The organism is Psychrobacillus sp. FSL W7-1457 (assembly GCF_038593405.1).
Lineage (GTDB): Bacteria > Bacillota > Bacilli > Bacillales_A > Planococcaceae > Psychrobacillus.
Genome location: NZ_CP151993.1, coordinates 359,357 through 378,259, shown reverse-complemented (window position 1 = coordinate 378,259; position 18,903 = coordinate 359,357). Strand labels below are relative to the sequence as shown.

Annotated in this window: 16 protein-coding genes; 14 read left to right on the top strand and 2 right to left on the bottom strand. The window is 37.3% G+C overall.

All coding sequences use genetic code 11. The features are described 5' to 3' along the window. Window positions 1-199: 199 nt before the first annotated feature. Window positions 200-592 (top strand): DUF485 domain-containing protein, encoded by a 393-nt coding sequence (locus NSQ95_RS01930; RefSeq protein ID WP_169360182.1) that lies wholly within the window; start codon window positions 200-202, stop codon window positions 590-592. A 5-nt stretch (window positions 593-597) separates the two neighbouring features. Continuing rightward, complete coding sequence (locus NSQ95_RS01925) at window positions 598-2,121, top strand: sodium/solute symporter (RefSeq protein ID WP_340886978.1); 1,524 nt, start codon at window positions 598-600, stop codon at window positions 2,119-2,121. A 35-nt stretch (window positions 2,122-2,156) separates the two neighbouring features. On the opposite strand, the gene NSQ95_RS01920 is transcribed toward NSQ95_RS01925, so the two are convergent. Beyond that, entirely contained in the window at window positions 2,157-2,705 is a 549-nt protein-coding gene (locus NSQ95_RS01920) for a YhcN/YlaJ family sporulation lipoprotein (RefSeq protein ID WP_340886801.1), read from the bottom strand. A gap of 175 nt (window positions 2,706-2,880) precedes the next feature. Between NSQ95_RS01920 and NSQ95_RS01915 the strand changes: the two genes are divergently transcribed. The 12 genes from NSQ95_RS01915 (at window position 2,881) to ugpC (ending at window position 15,596) form a co-directional block, all read left to right on the top strand. Further along, window positions 2,881-4,050, top strand: a complete 1,170-nt coding sequence (locus tag NSQ95_RS01915) for a M20 family metallopeptidase (protein ID WP_340886799.1) — start codon at window positions 2,881-2,883, stop codon at window positions 4,048-4,050. A 276-nt stretch (window positions 4,051-4,326) separates the two neighbouring features. Then, complete coding sequence (locus NSQ95_RS01910; protein ID WP_169360185.1) at window positions 4,327-4,938, top strand: TerD family protein; 612 nt, start codon at window positions 4,327-4,329, stop codon at window positions 4,936-4,938. A gap of 16 nt (window positions 4,939-4,954) precedes the next feature. Next, window positions 4,955-5,530, top strand: a complete 576-nt coding sequence (locus NSQ95_RS01905) for a TerD family protein (protein WP_169360186.1) — start codon at window positions 4,955-4,957, stop codon at window positions 5,528-5,530. A gap of 215 nt (window positions 5,531-5,745) precedes the next feature. Beyond that, on the top strand, window positions 5,746-6,738 hold the full coding sequence (locus NSQ95_RS01900) for an HpcH/HpaI aldolase/citrate lyase family protein (protein ID WP_340886795.1): 993 nt from the start codon (window positions 5,746-5,748) through the stop codon (window positions 6,736-6,738). Continuing rightward, window positions 6,689-8,056: a phosphoribosyltransferase family protein gene (locus tag NSQ95_RS01895; RefSeq protein WP_340886793.1), complete on the top strand. Its 1,368-nt coding sequence runs from the start codon at window positions 6,689-6,691 to the stop codon at window positions 8,054-8,056. The genes NSQ95_RS01900 and NSQ95_RS01895 overlap by 50 nt, the downstream gene beginning before the upstream one ends. Beyond that, window positions 8,046-9,158, top strand: coding sequence for a cysteine protease StiP family protein (locus NSQ95_RS01890; RefSeq protein WP_340886791.1), 1,113 nt, complete (start codon window positions 8,046-8,048; stop codon window positions 9,156-9,158). Before NSQ95_RS01895 ends, NSQ95_RS01890 begins: the two co-directional genes overlap by 11 nt. Further along, the gene (locus tag NSQ95_RS01885; protein ID WP_340886789.1) at window positions 9,155-9,970 is read left to right on the top strand and encodes an HAD hydrolase family protein; all 816 of its coding nucleotides are present in this window, start codon (window positions 9,155-9,157) and stop codon (window positions 9,968-9,970) included. Before NSQ95_RS01890 ends, NSQ95_RS01885 begins: the two co-directional genes overlap by 4 nt. 15 nt (window positions 9,971-9,985) lie before the next feature. After that, window positions 9,986-11,599, top strand: a complete 1,614-nt coding sequence (locus tag NSQ95_RS01880; protein WP_340886788.1) for a YceG family protein — start codon at window positions 9,986-9,988, stop codon at window positions 11,597-11,599. Between the two features lie 39 nt (window positions 11,600-11,638). Further along, window positions 11,639-12,694, top strand: a complete 1,056-nt coding sequence (locus NSQ95_RS01875; RefSeq protein WP_169360220.1) for a toxic anion resistance protein — start codon at window positions 11,639-11,641, stop codon at window positions 12,692-12,694. Between the two features lie 40 nt (window positions 12,695-12,734). Continuing rightward, entirely contained in the window at window positions 12,735-13,313 is a 579-nt protein-coding gene (locus tag NSQ95_RS01870) for a TerD family protein (RefSeq protein ID WP_340886786.1), read from the top strand. A 184-nt stretch (window positions 13,314-13,497) separates the two neighbouring features. Further along, window positions 13,498-14,391, top strand: coding sequence for a helix-turn-helix domain-containing protein (locus NSQ95_RS01865; RefSeq protein ID WP_340886784.1), 894 nt, complete (start codon window positions 13,498-13,500; stop codon window positions 14,389-14,391). A gap of 107 nt (window positions 14,392-14,498) precedes the next feature. Then, entirely contained in the window at window positions 14,499-15,596 is a 1,098-nt protein-coding gene (gene ugpC, locus NSQ95_RS01860; protein WP_340886781.1) for a sn-glycerol-3-phosphate ABC transporter ATP-binding protein UgpC, read from the top strand. Window positions 15,597-15,724: 128 nt separating this feature from the next. Here ugpC and NSQ95_RS01855 read toward each other — a convergent pair whose 3' ends face one another. Further along, the gene (locus tag NSQ95_RS01855) at window positions 15,725-18,805 is read right to left on the bottom strand and encodes a hypothetical protein (protein WP_340886779.1); all 3,081 of its coding nucleotides are present in this window, start codon (window positions 18,803-18,805) and stop codon (window positions 15,725-15,727) included. Between the last annotated feature and the right edge of the window lie 98 nt (window positions 18,806-18,903).

Sequence of the window (18,903 nt, the reverse complement as noted above, 5' to 3'; positions counted from 1 at the left end):
GTGCATCGTTCATCTCGCTACACACGTCGACAAGCAAAATATTTTGAAAAGGTATAGTTGTATTATATTAATATAATTTTCTAAATAATTACAATATTATAATTTTTTGTTTGTAATTTTTATTATTTTTCCCTATTATTAAAATACAGTTTTCTAACTTAATATTCAGAAAGCTAGTAAAGTTGAAGGAGGAAGGAAAATGCCAAAGAAAGCTGGAAGTGTATTAAACCCTGCTAGTCCTCAAAAAACCTCTAAAAAAGTGAAAAAAAGCGGAAAGGAACCACCACTTTACAACTATGAGGCTATTGCACACAGCCCTGAATTTGTTGCCTTAAAAAAGAAGAAAAGAAATTTCATCGTTCCAATAACGATTTTCTTTCTGCTATTTTATATTTCTTTACCGATTTTAACGTCTTATACAACTATATTAAACAAGCCAGCAATTGGAGATATAACTTGGGTTTGGGTTTTTGCTCTTGCTCAATTCATCATGACCTGGACCTTATGTATGATTTATGTTCGTAAAGCAGAGGGGTTTGATAAGGATGCAGAAGAAATAATCGAAAAGGAAAAGGCAGGTGATTATGTATGAATGGCATGAGTACAGTTGGTCTAATATTTTTTGTAGGAATCGTAGCATTAACTCTATTTGTCACATACATTGCATCCAAACGAACTAACTCAGCTAGTGAATTTTATACTGCCGGTGGAGGTTTGTCTGGCTGGCAAAATGGTATAGCCATCGCAGGAGATTACCTTTCTGCTGCATCATTTCTCGGGATTGCCGGAGCTATCGCACTTTTTGGTTTTGATGGATTCTTCTATAGTATAGGTTACTTAGTAGCATATTTAGTTGTACTTTACATCGTAGCAGAGCCTCTAAGAAATTTGGGGAAATATACGCTAGCCGATATGATTAATGCACGCTTTAATCAAAAGAAAGTACGTGGGGCGGCCGCTATTAGCACTATTACCATCGTTTTGTTCTATATGATTGCACAGCTTGTGGGTGCAGGTGCACTAATACAATTATTACTAGGCATTGATTACTGGATTGCTGTACTAATCGTAGGTGTTATGATGACCATCTATGTTCTTTGGGGTGGAATGGCTGCAACGAGCTGGGTACAGATCATTAAGGCTGTATTGTTAATGATTGGGACAGTCCTTATCTCGTTTTTAGTATTATGGAAATTCAACTTTAATATCCTTGGTATGTTCACTGAGATGAAAACGGTTACAGAGCAAGGAGAAAACTTCTTAAATCCTGGAGTAAAATATACGAATGGCTTGGACACAATTTCTATGATGATTGCATTGGTATTAGGTACAGCAGGCTTACCTCATATTCTTATGCGATTTTTCACAGTAAAAGATGCTAAAACTGCCCGTTCTTCTGTGGTGTATGCAACATGGATTGTAGGTATCTTCTATGTTCTTACTATTTTCCTAGGTTTCGGAGCTGCTTACTTTGTAGGAGCTAGCGACATTATGGCTGCAAACTCAGCAGGAAACATGGCAGCGCCATTACTAGCGCAGGCACTGGGAGGAGACATTCTCATGTCTTTCGTATCTGCTGTTGCCTTCGCCACTATATTAGCAGTAGTAGCAGGACTAGTTCTATCAGGCGCATCTGCATTTGCCCATGATATTTATGGACAAATCATTAAGAAAGGAAAAGCAACAGAAAAACAGCAAATGAGAGCTGCTCGTTTTGCTTCTGTTGGAGTTTCACTTCTATCTATTGTTTTAGCCTTAGGAGCACAAACGATGAATGTAGCGTTCTTAGTTTCACTAGCATTCTGTATTGCTGCTAGCGCTAATTTACCGGTGATCATCTACACCATCTATTGGAAAAAATTCAATACCGCTGGTGCTATGACAGCAATTGTCACCGGACTAGTAACTGCTCTAGTATTAGTTTCCTTAAGTCCAAACCTTTGGGGAACAGATGGTACACATTTATTTAATGGTACAGCTCTTTTCCCATTAACTAACCCTGCAATTTTTTCAGTACCTGCTGGGTTCTTGGGTGGATATATAGGTACCTTAATAGGAGCAAGAGCAGACCAGAAGAAATATGCAGAGGTCGATGTCAAAGCAAATATCGGTCTTAAATAGAAAAAAAAGCGAAGAGAATTACCTCTTCGCCTTTTTTATTTAGCTGTATCAGGAAATATACGTTGTACTGTATCTGTAAACTCATCAAAGAATCCTTCAACTGGCTCTCCTGCTTTAATCTTTGTTCCGTACTCTTCCATACGGCCAACAAAATCAGGATCCAAAGATACATACACGTTCTCAAAACTTAAATTTCCTTTACCTTCTTTAGCTTTTTCAGATATACGGGTTTTTAACTCCTCGTTATCTTCTGTTCCTTCTTTTGCTCTAACAGCAACATATGCATTTTTGTCTGTCACTAGTACATGAGCAGCATCTACTTCATCCAATTCTGCAATTTTTGCAGCCACGTCATCTGCTACGTCAACCTTTTGATCTCCGTTTGTAGAAACGTCTTTTCCTTCTTCTTCACCAATTTCCCCATCGTTCCCAGTATCAACAGTTGCATTAGGATCCATATTCCCATTTTGAGTTGTATCCGTTGTCGTATCTGTTGTTTTGTCATCCTTAGCATCATCATTTCCACATGCTGTTAAGAACCCTATTATAAGAATAGCGATTAATATCTTCATCTTTTTTATCATTTTATTTTCTCCTTTTCAATAAATTATTACAGTCGTATGATGTGAGTTCTGTAAGAAAATATGCACCAAAATAAAAAATAGATTATTTAAATAATTTAAAATAGACTTTCTATTATCTGTTATAATTTTTAGAAGTAATTGTTAATTAAAAATATATAAAAGAGGTGTTTTTAAGATGACTAATGATTTATTTCGAAGATTAGAAGAAGGATTTAATGACATGGTAACAATTAGAAGGTATTTACATATGAATCCCGAGGTATCCTTTCAAGAGACTAACACTGCCAAATATATTCAAAACTTTTACTTACAACTTGGTATACCTTTTGACGCCAATGTGGGCGGAAACGGTGTTGTGGCAAGAATCAAAGGGGCACACCCCGGGAAAACGGTTGCTTTGCGTGCAGATTTTGATGCATTACCCATTCAAGATGAGAAGGAAGTTCCGTATAAATCTACAGTACCTGGTGTAATGCACGCCTGTGGACATGATGGACATACTGCTACACTGCTCATTCTTGCCCGTACTATTCATGAGTTAAAAGATGAACTGAGCGGAGAATACGTATTTATACATCAGCATGCGGAGGAATATGCACCAGGTGGCGCAAGACCTATGATAGAAGCTGGCTGCTTGCAGGACGTAGATGTAATTTTTGGTACGCATTTATGGTCTCAAACTCCCCTTCACACAATTGCCTATCGCTCCGGCCCAATTATGGCTGCAGCAGATCGGTTTATTATCAAAATTCAAGGGCGCGGTGGTCATGGCGCTAATCCTCATGACACAAAAGACGCCATTTTGGCTGCTTCTCAGCTAGTAGTTAATTTGCAGCAAATTGTCTCAAGAAGAGTCAATCCGGTTGAGTCGGCGGTTCTTTCTGTCGGTTCATTTGTTGCCGACAATGCGTTTAACATTATCGCTGATTCGGTTAAATTGAGCGGAACCATTAGAACGTTTACTCCTGCTGTAAGAGATTTAATGGAGAATGAGTTACGACGCGTGTTAGACGGAACTTGTCTGACTGCTGGTTGTACTTATACACTCACCTATGAAAGAGGCTACCCACCAGTTATTAACCATAAAGAAGAAACCGAATACCTTGCTGAAATAGCAAGACAGATCCCAGATGTAAAAGAAGTACAGGAATCAGACCTTTTAATGATCGGTGAAGATTATGGTTACTATCTAGAACAGATTCCAGGAACGTTTTTCTTCACAGGTGCAATGCCCGAAGGAGATGTATATCCACATCACAGTCCGATGTTTGACTTTGACGAAAAGGCTATGCTAACAGCAGCCAAAACGTTAGGGCATGCGGCTATCCTCTATCAAAAGCAATAGATCTCGGATGCACCAACACCTGACTTGCACCTTACTTCCAACGTAGCTAATGATAGTAGCTAATAGATCCTGCCAGAAACTTCAGGAGAAAGCAGAAACCGAATTTAAATTGTCACAGTCTTTGTTCTGATATCGGCTTATATATTTCCAATTTCCCATATAAAACGTTAAAATATATTAGTATGAATAACGATAAAAATTTTATTACTTAATGAAACTATTTAAGCGGTAGTTACGTAAAATTAATTAAATAAAGAAATTTTGGGAGGTTTATCAATGGCTATTAATCTTGTAAAAGGACAAAAAATTGATCTTACTAAAGGTAGGTCTTCTTTAAAAAGTGTCATGGTAGGACTTGGATGGGATCCAGTAAGTCAAAAAAGCGGTGGTTTTTTAGGTAGTCTTTTTGGCGGTGGTTCTAGTGGCGCTGCTATAGACTGTGACGCTTCAGTTCTACTTTTAAACGAAAATGGAAAGTTATCTTCCAAACAACAATTAATATATTTTGGAAACAAAACTTCTAACAATGGCAGCGTGGTACATATGGGTGACAACCGTACCGGAGATGGTGACGGAGACGATGAGGTAATTAACGTAAACCTTAAATCAGTTGCAAGTTCTGTTCATAGACTTTTATTTGTCGTTAATATTTACCAAGCAAAACAACGAAAACAAGATTTTGGCTTGATAAAAAATGCATTTATTCGTTTAGTGGACAACGATACAAGACAAGAATTAGTGCACTATAATCTTTCTGATAATTATTCTGGGAAAACTTCACTTTTCCTTGGGGAACTATATCGCGATGGTGAAGAGTGGAAATTCTCGGCTATTGGAGAAGGTACAGCAGACACCGATATTTCATCTATAGCAAACAAATACTTATAAGGAGTGGGATATAAACATGGCTATTAATTTATCTAAAGGACAAAAGGTAGACTTAACTAAAGGTAATCCAGGGTTAACAAACATTATTGTAGGTCTAGGCTGGGATACAAACAAATATGACGGCAGAAACGACTTCGACCTTGACTCTTCCGTTTTCTTATTAAATAGCAGTGGAAAATGTGCATCTGAGGCTGATTTTATTTTTTATAACAATACTTCAGGTAGTAATGGAGCAGTTGTTCATACAGGAGATAATCGTACAGGTGAAGGCGATGGCGATGATGAGCAAGTTAATATAAACCTTGCAAACGTTACAAGTTCTATTGAAAAAATTGCTTTTAGCATTACTATTCATGATGCAGAGGCTAGAGGTCAAAACTTTGGTCAAGTAAATAATTCATACGTACGAATTATCAATGCAGACACTCAGGAAGAACTAATTCGCTACGATTTAGGAGAAGATTTCTCAATTGAAACGGCAGTTGTTGTAGGTGAATTATATCGCCACAATAATGAGTGGAAATTTAATGCAATTGGTAGCGGCTACCAAGGTGGATTAGGAGCTTTAGTTTCTGACTTTGGCTTAAACTAGTTAAATCTTTTCTAAAGCAAGGGTTTTCTCCTTGCTTTTTTTTTACAAAGAGTATATTTAATAGAACTTGGGTGACCTATAGCCCCTTCTTCTTTCAAGGAGTGTTTACCATCAGACATTTTAAGGGTTTAAATGAAAATGAAGTGAATAATTTTTTTCATCTCCCTCCTAAAGAATTTTCAAAAACGACAGACAAGCTAAAATTGGGGATTGCTATGGGTGCCACTTTATATATTCCTGGCCTAATGAGTAATTTTTCTTCAAAATTAATCAAGAAGTCTTTTGAAAATCTTACTAGTGTAATTATGTGTTTAGAGGATTCTATTTCAGATAACGCGCTAACAGAAGCCGAAAACAATGTAGTAGAACAACTGCACACCTTAGCTGAAGCAATCAGCGCAAATGCTACCCTACAGTATGATTTGCCCCTCCTATTTATAAGAATTCGAAGCGTAGACCAGTTACAGAGAATTGCTAGTCAGTTAGGTAATGATTTAGACCTTATCACGGGTATAGTCTTCCCTAAATGTAATTCTACTAATGCTAATGATTTCTTTTCATGCTTGGATTCCTTAAATCAAGCAAGATCCGTTACGCTATATGGTTTGCCTATTATTGAATCAAAAGAGATTATTTATAAAGAGTCTCGACAAGAGGAGCTCCAAAAGCTCTATACGATTTTCTTGAATTACGAACGTCTCATATTAACTATTAGAGTTGGGGCAACTGACTTCTCTAGCCTTTTTAGCCTTAGACGGCCCTATAATAGAACTGTTTACGAGCTACAATTAATTGGAGATTGTTTAACAGAAATTCTAAACACGTTTAGACGCTATGAGGATAACTTTATAATTTCAGGTCCGGTATTTGAATACTTTGATGATAAAAGTAAGGACATCTTATGGGAAGAAGTTCAACTAGACCTTTTGAATGGCTTTTACGGTAAAACGTGCATTCATCCAAGCCAAGTAGATATCGTTAACGCTGTCTATCCTGTTTCTAAGGAGACGTTTGACGACGCTAGTATAATCGTTGGAAACAGATATGGAAATAATGGAATTTTAAGTAGCCCTTCAAAAAATAAAATGAATGAGGTTAAACCTCATTATAGTTGGGCTGTAAAAATACTGGCGCAAGCAGAAATATATGGGGTGCTAAATGAAAATGTTACCACACACGACTTTATCGGCTACATCAAGAACATATAATTTACATGGAAATTTAAAGCTAACCATTGATGTTCAAAACAATCCGTACAACCTTAATCCAGATAAGCTTTTTGAAATGGGAGTAAGAATAAATAAAAAAAGACAATTTCTCTTTATTAGTCGCCTGCTCGGGAAGCACTTACCAGTAGCCCCTTCTCTTTCACTAGGAACTGGGACTGTTCTTGCTTCTATGTTAATGGAAAATGAAGGTTTACCTGCTCATCCACAGTTAATGGATATTATTCAAATGATTGATTCCGGCCAGTCAGACCGCACGCTTAGCCTTAACTCTTTAAAATATAAGGTTAAATTACCGACTAATACTGTCTTTATAGGCTTCGCAGAAACTGCCACCGGCTTAGGTCATGCTGTTTTTAATCATTTTGATAAGGCTCAGTATATTCATACTACGCGTGAAGAAATCATCAATCTCTCTCCTTCTTTTGTTTTTGAAGAAGAGCATTCTCATGCTACCTCTCACCGAGTATATGCTTCAGAGAACGTGTTGAAGGAAGCGGAAACGATTGTACTTATCGATGATGAAATAACCTCTGGCCTCACACTTTCCAATTTAATTATATCCTTAAATAAAAAGTTCCCAAAAAAGCAGTTTAAAATATTGTCTATTCTGGATTGGAGAAGTGTAGAAAATATAAACAACTTTACTGACTTAATGAAACAAAATGGGATTCATGCCGAAATAATTTCCATTCTTTCTGGTCAATTCACTCTACACAATACAGCTACCATCAACGAGGAAGCCATACCTTACCTAAAAGGTGGAGAAGAAGTTCATGTTTCTTTAGAGGATGACATCCCCTCTCAGTGCACCACGCCCTATTTTAGCGAACATGCAATTTATAGCACTCTCACTGGTAGATTTGGCCTGACGAGTGAAAACCATGCCGCAATGGACGACTGGATACATAAATTACTTGAAAAGCTGAAATTAGATAGAGATCAACCAACGCTTGTAATAGGCATAGGAGAAAACATATATATTCCAAGCCGTATTGCTCTCGCACTAGGTAAACATACCAAGATCCAAACAACGACTAGAAGCCCAATCTTTGCAAAAAACGAAGAACACTATCCAATTAAAAGTAAGTGTAAATTTATTTTGCCTGATTCAAATGATGTGGAACAATACTTATATAACGTTGCAGAACATGAATTTGAGCAAATCTTAGTAGTTGCAGAGTCTGTTAAAAATAAAGAAACCTGGTCTCCCTTACTAAACTATTTACACGGCAAAGGATCGGTCACATGGTTATCCCTTACATCGCCAGCTAACAGAGGGGGATTAGATGATGCTTAAGACTGATCACTTAGTTAAAACTAGTTACTCACCAGAAGACATTACCTTCTTACTAAAGGATATGTCCAAAGTTCAAATTGAATCGAACATAGATAATCGAGAAAAGGCATTTTCTTTAGGGCATCATTACTCTGAGTCCTTACCTATAGAATATCGACCCTCTCCAGAGTATCTTCGTTTATACAATCAGGCTATGAACCAGCTTTCTAGCTATATAGCTCAATTAGTAGGCATTGTCACTAGACGCGTCCACAAATATGCAGGAACCGATCAAGTCGTCATCATTTCCTTGGCACGCGCAGGTAGCCCAGTAGGAATTTTAATGAGACGATATGCTCATACTTTTTTAGGCTTAGACTGGCCACATTTTAGCGTATCCATCTTAAGAGGAAAAGGGATTGACGAAAATGCTATAAAAACAGTGCGTGATTTATACCCTAACCATCACTTACAATTTGTAGATGGTTGGACAGGAAAAGGTGCCATTCAAAATGAGTTGACCAAGTCCGTTCAACAATTGAATGAACAAGGTCTTCACTTAAACGATGACCTTGCAGTCCTTTCCGACCCTGGTGGATGTGCAACGTTATATAGCACAAGAGAAGATATTCTAATACCTAATGCCTTTTTAAATTCTACTGTATCTGGATTAATCAGTAGAACTATTCTAAATAACGCCTATCAGTCATCAGAAGATTTTCATGGGGCCAAGTATTACGCGGAGCTTGAGGATGAGGATGTGTCCAACTCTTTTGTCGATCAAATAACTGCTCATTTTTCTGCTCAAGAGGAAAATATCCTAAAGCAGTTCAATAAATTCCCTGTTAAGAACGAAAGAACCTGGTCAGGCATGCAGGTAGCTCAAGAAATCGCACACAAATATTACAAAAACTCTGACCTCACCAAAGTAAAGCCTAGTATTGGGGAAACGACTAGAACGTTATTAAGAAGGAAACCTCATAAAATTCTCTTAAGAGATGAAAATGATGAAGCTGTTAAGCATATTTTAAGCTTATGCCAAGAAAAAAATATACCTATTGAAATAATCCCTGACCTTTATTACCGTGCTATTGGGCTTATAGAATCGGAGGAATTAATATGACTATTCTATTTGCGAGTGATTTAGATCGAACACTAATATATAGTAAAAAATCTAGAGGTCTCGAAGTAAATGAACAAGATTTAGCCATAGTGGAGTGGCGTGAGAACAATCCGGCAGCATTCATGACCAAGGAAGGACTAGAAATTTTTAAAGAACTCTCCTCTTCCATTGAATTTTTGCCGGTCACAACTAGAACTAGCAAACAATATGAACGTTTGTTTAGATTGTATAATCCTCAGGAGAAACCGACGTACTCCATTGTCTCCAATGGAGCTGTAATATTAGAAAATGGTAAGCCTATTCCGGAATGGTCTGATAAAATAGAGGTACAGCTTGAGAACGACTGTACCTCTGTCTCTCACGTACTCTCACAGATTGAACCTTATATTCAAAGAGGCTCCGTCTTAAAATCCTTACAGGCAGAGAACTGGTTTGTGTATATGATTATAGATGAGGAGAGATTTACAGTTGAGGACTTGGAAGACCTATCCCAACTCTTTTACAAGCAAGGCTTCACCTTGTCTAAACAAGGAAGAAAGTTGTACGTAATGCCTAATTGTATTAACAAATCTCTTGCACTCGAGTTTGTATCTGATCGTATAGAGGCAGAAACAGTAATTGCAGCAGGTGATTCATTATTAGATTTAGATATGGTTTTGAGTGCTGATTACGGTTTCATCCCTCAGCATGGAGAAGTTATTTTAAATAAATCCCACCTCCCGCCTCACGTCCAAGTAACCGATCAATCTGGTGTATTGGCAGGTGAGGAAATAATAAAAAAAGTTCATAACATTTGTTATAATATGTATTAATAGGAGGCAAAACCCATGGTGAAGTTAAATCCAATAAGGATGCAGTCGTGGGATTCATCTGAAATTGGGAAATGGCTAAAAAACTCTTTAGAAGATCCAAGCATGGTGACTGTCGATCAAGATAGCCTGACATATCCTCAGTTATTATGCCAATATATTGGTGTTTCTATGGATGAAGATGAATATTTCACTATTTTGCATACACAACTAAATGATTCCGGTGGTAAGCTGATTAATCTTACTAATTCTCTTAACAAAAATATTGCAGCTGATAAATTACGTGCCATAAATCAGCTTTTTGAAATTCATCGACAGGAAAAAGGATTGTCTCCGAATCGGATGGTTGCCTTTTTGGAAGGTCATTTTTTACTTCCAAAACTCCAGGATGCTGATTTAAACAGACGTATAAGGATTGTTTTAATCGACTTATTAAAACAGCTCCAATCTAACTATACGGAAGGGACCCAGCATCACGAGTACCGACGGATTACAATTGATCTGATTAAATGGATATTCAATCATGTCGAGCCTGTTTTAGAGAAGTTAGACTTTCAAACTGGTCTGCCCGGCTTTCTCTGGTACGGTGATGCTACTCCTAGTGAGAGATGGTTTCTAAAGTTTTTAGGAGCTTATGGATTTCATATCGTCATATTTAATCCCTGCGATGAATCCTGGCCAATGCAAATGCTTGGAATAGATGAGGAACATTCCTTTAAATTCCCCAAAATAGCAGGCAAGCCAAGTGAATTTCCAAATGAGATGCCTAAAATTGCTGGTACAGTTGCTTTTAGAGCTACTCAAGAAATAAATGAACTCTTACATCATGATGATTCAGGTCTTTATAAGCCCTTTCAATTTAAATCATATTCGATAAATTCCTTAAGGCTAAAAACTACCGAGGATGAAGCATTCTTAATAGCTAAAGAACGAGCAATGATCCGACCTCACTTTCAAGTAAGCAGTCAGCAAGTAACTATTCCCGTCGTTTTTGCTAAATACATGGGAATAGACCGCAATCGAAAGCGCTTTTGGAACAACGTGCATTCCTTAACCTCTCGAGAGGATACCCATGTGATTCGTCAATTTCCATTTACTAAGGAACAAAAGACAAATCCAGTGTTTCATTATCGAAATGCTTTAAACTCTGACGGAATGTTAGATCCAGAGATTATGAAAACTTCTAATTGGTGGACGTATGGTAAACTACCTTCAGGTACACAAACAGCGATAGGTGAAGCGATTGCTAAGCATGTGCGTGACCCAATTCTTATCCCTCAGGGAAACGAAACAAATGAGGAATTACAATTATATGCGTTCTCTCAATCAATGTTTATACCTGATTTTGTTATCCGTCTGTTTCAAACATTTGATTACCCTCAATTTGTTCCAACTATCTTCCTTTATAACGAAGAAAAAGGACCCGAGTTGAGTAGAGCAGATGCAAACGCTCTATGCATCATGCATCATCTTGGTTTAGATATTATATTGGTAAATCCGCAAGGACATTTGGATATAGAAAAATGGGTTCAAGAAGGAATGTTTAATCTGCACTGGATGGATGATAGATCCTTCAATGAGCCCTTTAAAGAAGAGAATGTTGTAAGTAAGATTTTTAAAAAATTTAGATGATATAGGGGTTGAAGTAGTTTGGAACTAGAAAAATTAGAAATGGACCAAAAGGAACAGCTTTTAGAGGAAAGCAATGAACTCAAAACACAATTGAAGAGAGATCCTCAGGTTTTACAATTGGTTGCGAAAATTGATCCTAAAAACCAAGTAGAGTTGTTAGAGTTTGGTCGCGAGCCAGCAAACGAAATCTCTGCTTTTACAGGAAGAATTTTAAACACTATCAAATCTAGTAGTATGGAAGAATCCAGTGAGCTTTTAAAACAGCTCGGTAAAATTATGGATAAGTTCGATAAAAAAGATTTTGTAGAAAAGCCATCTCTATTGAGCAAGGTGTTCAAAAAGGGTGAGAAGCTAATTGAAAAGCTCTTCAATAAATATCAAACAATGGGGAAAGAAATAGACAAAGTCTTTATTGAAATTACGAAATATGAAAAAGAGATGAAAGCTTCTACTCAAACGTTAGAAGAACTCTACGATAAAAACTTCACTTATTTCATGGAGCTAGAGAAATATATTGTTGCAGGTGAATTAAAGCTTAACCAGTTACGCCAGCAGCTCCCTGCCCTACAGGAAAAAGCAGAGAGAGGCGATCAGCTTGTTTTAATGGATTTGAATTCCCTTCAAAATGCCATTGAGCTACTAGATCAAAGAATTTATGACTTAGAAATGGCTAAACAAGTTGCTTATCAGTCTGCCCCTCAAATCCGAATGCTGCAACGCGGGAATACTAAGCTTATAGGTAAGATAAATTCGGCCTTTGTTACTACAATTCCTATATTTAAAACGGGGCTCATTAATGCTATTTCTGCAAAACGACAAAACTTGGTTGCCCAATCGATGAGTGAATTGGATCGTCGAACAAACGAGATGCTGTTGAGAAATGCGAATGACATTTCTAGGCAAAGTGTAGATATCGCCAGAATGTCAGGTCAACCTAGTATTAAAATTGAAACGATTGAGCAAACGTGGGAAACGATTATGCGTGGGATGAACGAAACAAAGGCGATTGAAGATGAAAATCGTAAAATGAGAGAACAAGGTCGTCTTCGATTAGAAGAGCTTCAAAAGAAATATGAAGACGGTCAGAGGAAATAAAATTACAGTTCATATTTAATAATTTAGAGGAGGAATTTGAATGTCAGTTATAAACCTTTCAAAAGGACAAAAGATTGATCTTACAAAAACAAACCCTGGATTAACAAAAATCATGGTCGGATTGGGATGGGATACTAATCGCTATAGCGGAGGTCACGACTTTGACTTAGATGCCTCAGCTTTCTTAGTTGACCAAAACGGGAAGGCACTAAGTGACAAAAGCTTCATCTTCTATAACAATCTTCAAAGTGAGGATGGCTCCGTAGTTCATACTGGAGATAATCGTACAGGTGATGGCGATGGCGATGACGAGCAATTGTTAGTTAACCTTCAACAAGTACCTAACGGCGTGCATCGAGTAGTTTTTACCGTTACTATTCATGATGCAGATTCTAGAAATCAGAACTTTGGTCAGGTTTCTAATGCCTTTATCCGTATTGTAAACGATGAGACGCATGAAGAAATCGTTCGATACGATTTAGGAGAAGACTTTTCTATTGAAACAGCTCTTGTTGTTGGTGAGATATATAGACATGGGAATGAGTGGAAGTTCAATGCTATTGGAAGTGGGTTCCAAGGTGGATTAGCCTCTTTAATAACAGAGTTTGGACTTAGCTAATCAATTTCTTTTCCCGTCATCCAATCAACCTGCATAAAATTTGAAATCTCTCGAGTTCATATGAAACTTGGGAGATTTCTATTTTGAGCTATTAATACCTGATAAATATGTATAGATGTGCACTTTGCATACTAATCTACCCCCGTTCCAGAAAGATGATTCATGAGAAAGGAGTTCAAATATAATGAAAGATTTATCTTCACTCTTTCCTTCCTATCATAAATTTTCAGAATACCCAAATAACACAGAAAAGGACGTTCATACTTTTCATGATCCGTCTAGCAATCAGTGGATACAAATAAGAAAGAATGAAGTATCTTCTCGAGATTTTTCGCTACTATCTTCCTTCTACACAGTAGTAGATTTAACGTCGCCTTCTGATTATTCGCTTTCTGAGAGATGGACTCGTTTTCTTCAAGGATCTGGTGAACTACCTATTGAGGCTGGCAAGAAAATTCGTATTATACAGCTTGTGATAAAGAGTAACAGCTTTCAAAATACAGACTTAGCCAAGGCCGTTCAATTGTTTTTCGAGGATGCTGTCCAGCTTGTATTCGTAGCCCCAAACAATGCTTTACTGATTGAACAGAAGTCTACTTATATTCAGTCTCCAGAGGACCTGGCTTCTTTTATCTCAGCTTTAGAAAGTGATTTTTTTATAAAAGCCCAACTCTTTATCGGAAAGTTCTATTCTGTTGATGAACAAACACCTTCCCGTTATGCTTTAGAAAGAGAATGGTTTTCCAAAGGAATCGGTAATTATTTTCCAGGACGAATTTATACACTAGAAAGCATATTTCCAACCATCTTGACTAATGAAATGTCGGAAAGCTTGAGACAAATTATTCACCAAGAAGTGTTAATTCCAATTGAATTTGACATGGAGCTACTGCAAACCGTCCGTGCCTTTTTCGAAAATGGTTTCAACGCCTCTATCACTTCAAAAAAATTACATATTCACCGAAACACACTTCACTATAGATTATCTAAATTTCAGGAAATCACAGGTATATCCGTCCGTGATTTTGGTGGAGCACTCATTGTTTATTGTGCCAGCTTGCTCGTAAACTATGAATAACAACATGCACAATATATTTCTAGAAACCTTGTGCATATCATCTATATAAGCCATTAATCTCTATTGTTAAACTTATAGTATGGAAAAACAATTTGGGGGGATTTACAATGGAAAAAATGGTTCTCGAAAATATTTATAAAATATATGATGATACTTCTACTGCAGTTTCAGACTTTAACTTACATGTACAAGACAAAGAATTTATCGTTTTAGTTGGTCCATCGGGTTGCGGTAAATCCACAACACTTCGTATGATCGCGGGTCTAGAAGAAATCTCTAAAGGCGAGCTTCGTATCGAAGGTAAGCTTATGAATAATGTGGCTCCTAAAGACCGTGACATCGCAATGGTATTCCAAAACTATGCACTTTATCCGCATATGTCTGTCTATGATAATATGGCTTTCGGATTAAAGCTAAGAAAATTCCCTAAGGCTGATATCGACAAGCGAGTAAAAAATGCAGCTGAAATTTTAGGTCTGGAGCCACTTTTGAATAGAAAACCAAAAGCTTTGTCTGGTGGTCAGCGTCAGCGTGTGGCATTAGGACGCGCAATCGTTCGTGATGCTAAGCTATTCTTGATGGATGAACCATTGTCTAATCTAGATGCTAAATTACGTGTACAAATGCGTGCTGAAATCATTAAGCTTCACCACCGACTTAAAACAACTACTGTTTACGTTACCCATGACCAAACAGAGGCAATGACAATGGCTTCACGTTTAGTAGTTATGAAGGACGGTCTTATTCAACAGGTCGGGACTCCAAAAGATGTGTATGAAAATCCGGAAAATGTTTTCGTTGGAGGCTTTATAGGGTCCCCTGCTATGAACTTCTTCCAAGGGCAAGTAAAAGACGGTTACTTTGTTGCCGGTGATAATAAGATTAAATTATCTCCAGAAAAGGCTTCGCTTCTAAATGGGCAAGGCTACAACGGTAAAGATATTATATTTGGAATTCGTCCTGAGCATATTTCTGCTGACCCAGAGGATTTAACTAAAACACCAGAATCTGTTGTGAACGCACATGTAGACGTATGTGAATTGACAGGTGCTGAGTTCATGGTGTACTCCACTCTAGGAGATCAGCAATACGTTGCTCGAATTAATGCAGATTCTCTTTTAGAAACAGGACAAAACATCCAGCTTACATTTGATATGTCTAAAGCTCACTTCTTTGATAAGGAAACAGAAAGTCGTATTCGTTAAAATGAATTTGCCCACATCCCATTAAAGGGTTGTGGGCTTTTATAATGCTATGCTGTAGAAAATATCAGTAAAAAAAGTGCTATGTTTAGCACTTTTTTCACCCACCTATAGAATATGTTTTCCAGATTTTATTCCTTAATGATAAACTCTTGTGATAACGGCACCATGTTCTCTTTAATCTTCTTTCCTTCCCACGCAGTTACTTTTAATTGATACCCCTTAATGTTTTTAGGCATCTTAAGCTTTGCCGACATTTTCATCGTCTTACCTTTCGGGATTGTTCTTGAGCTCTGATCTCGATCAACGACTTTTCCCTTCTCATCAAGTAACTCCATCAGCACTAAAATATCTTGATTTTTATTTTTAGTATTTTTAACCTCTATAGCAGCAGTAATCATTTTTTCTTTAGTTAGCTTTAGAATTTCCTTTCCTTTTTCGTCTTCGAATTTTACATTAACGTCCATTGCATATTCCGGATGCTCTGGTTGCTGCTCCCAATGAATACTATATACTTTCTTTGACTTACCACCTGGAGCAATCACTGTAAGAGTAGAAACTTTTCCTTCATCAATTATATTTACCTGTGCTTCTGCCTGATTTGCTATAGCTTGTAAGCTCGATCTTTCTTGTTCCGGTAAGCTATATTGGCTCTTTCCTGGTGAGAAATTAGAAATAGCTTTTCCACCAATTAGAATAGATTTTAGCGTTGCATCTGTTTCGGGTACTGCAATCATTTGTAGCTTGTTGCCTTGTGCGTAATAAATGCTTCCGTTCATCCCTACCGTCATATTATTTATAAAGCGGTCTACGATAACTTTATGTGACAAAGTTTCTGGATCAATAGCAACCAACTTTCGAGAAAGTGTAGTATAGAGCATTCCATCTGGCGCCCATTCTAGTCGGTAAGGTAGCCACTTACTGCTATTATATAAGCTTGGATGAATGGTTTTGTTCTTAACTACTTCCAGCGTTTCTGGATCTATCGCAAATATCGTCCCATCTACTATGCCCCATAGGTTACCATCTGGCCCAATAGATAGTTCTCCAATCATTCTCGGAGTTTCGTCTATTCCAGGAATAGTAGGTGTAAATTCTGCTATTTTTTGTGAAGTAGCTACATCCCAAACAAATAGCTTAGCCTCTTTTGCTTTTGGGTCCAAGCCTAGCCCACCCCAAATGGACGTACTACCATATAACTTCCCGTCCTTATAGGCTAATCCAATGATACTTTGATCTTCTACCACATTTCTATATTGTGACCATTTACCGGTCTCTTCATCAAATATAGCTAGCACTCCACCTAATACACCATAGTCTGGTACCGTACCAACAAATAGCTTATTATCTCCGGATGTAATGGTAAATGGTCTATCTTGATGGTCCGTTATATCATATTCAAGTTTAGGATTACTATTTAAATCTATATCCTTGCTTGGATCATAGCTATACATCATAGCCCCAACATAAGTTCCATAATATACTTTGTTGTTTAGAAAGCCGATACCTTCTGGTTGGGCAAAGGAAGGTATATTCACTTCTCTTTCATTCGTAAATGGGTTGTATATACTTAGTCCACGTTGGTAGCCACCCATATATAATTTGCCATCTTGTCCAGCTTCTAGCGCCTGAATCTCCACGGACTGGGAGGCAATATTCATATCAATAAACGTTATTTCATTTTTTATTGGCTCGTATAATATATATTCGCCATACTGCGTAATCATAGCAAGAACTGTCTCTCCATTGCTTAATGTTATCCATTCCATATCTTTAACTCGTACTGTGTCTGGTAATAAAGGAATACCTTCAATCTCTTTTGTTTCATTTTTACTAAAATCGTACTGATACAATTTCTTTTCAAACTTAAAGTATATTAAATTGTTATTGTGTGGAGAAGGATCTGAAATCATATTGCTATAACTAAACTGATTAATCACTTCATGTGTCTCTCTATCTAGCACTAGCATAGTTACTGAGCCAGCGGAAACAAACAGCTTATCTTTTAAGATAAAAATATTTTCGATCATACCGTCTGTACCTGTTTGACCTTCAATTACTATTTCTTCTTTTTCTCCTGTAGATCTATCAATCTTGATCAAATGCTTTTTAGCACCTACTCCGACATAAATAGAGTCATCACTTACTCCAATTCCTCTCGCATATTGCTGACCTTCTTTTACATTACCAAAATCACGGAAAGCACCGCTTTCAATGTCATATTCGAATACAGCTGCGTGAGGATAAGTAGAACCATAAATCTTCCCATCAGCCGTCCCTTCTAAATCCCATACCCAGTTATCAGATGGATTGACCCCTAATTCCTCTACTTTCTTCTCTTCTGGTAAATATCGATAAAGCTTACCATCACCGGTCCCTGCAAAATATACGTTTTGATCGGAACCGATAGTTATTGCCCATAAAGCCTCTGTTCCTTCTATTACTTTAGAGAATTTAAGCTCTCCTGTTTCAGCATTTAAAACAGAAAATGTTCCTGGAAGTCCATTAGAATGATAATATACTTCATTTTCTCCGAGGCTATTTTCTTGAATGACTGCTGCTTGTCCTAACTGCACGTTAACCATTTCACCTAAATCGACTGGAGAAGCATATTCTCTTGCTAATGGAATGTCTTCTACTGCTTGCTCCCAAGTAACGTCATCAAAGTAAGCCTCTGTTAAGCTAATTACACCGGAGTAGAAGGCAAGCCTTGCATAAGCTGCATTTGTGGGAACCTCAGTAAAGACTTTTAGTTCTGTCCAATTGTTTTTTGGCAAGTTTCCAAATAACTCCGTTTTGACATTGTTAGTCAGCTTTCTATTGTCTTTGTCGTAATAATACACCTCATACACAATATTATGGGTTTGCTTTACCACATTCGTCATGACCTTTGCAGTATAGGATTTACCAGGAGTGACTGATACTCTGTCACTAAATATCCTACTACCTGCTTTGTCCGATTCGTCTTTAAAATGTAAGCTATGACTCCCCTCGTGAGAAATAGTGTTGGTAATAGCTGCTGGAGTATTACTGTTATTTTCCATAGACCATCCTGGTATAATAGAGGGGTCATTATTTACTTCTTCAAATCCAGGGTTTCGTATCTCAGTTGAAGCTTCCTCCGCATGAGATACTGATAATGGCGTAAAGTTTCCTAACGCCACGCTTGTACAAAGGACTGTAATCAATACAATTTTAAAGAATTCTCTCATTTATTCTTCCTCCTATTTATATAGTTTTTAGTACTAGTCTTAAGAATAGTTTTTGCTATGAGTAGTGAGGTTTGTCGACTTTGAATGAGTCTAAAATC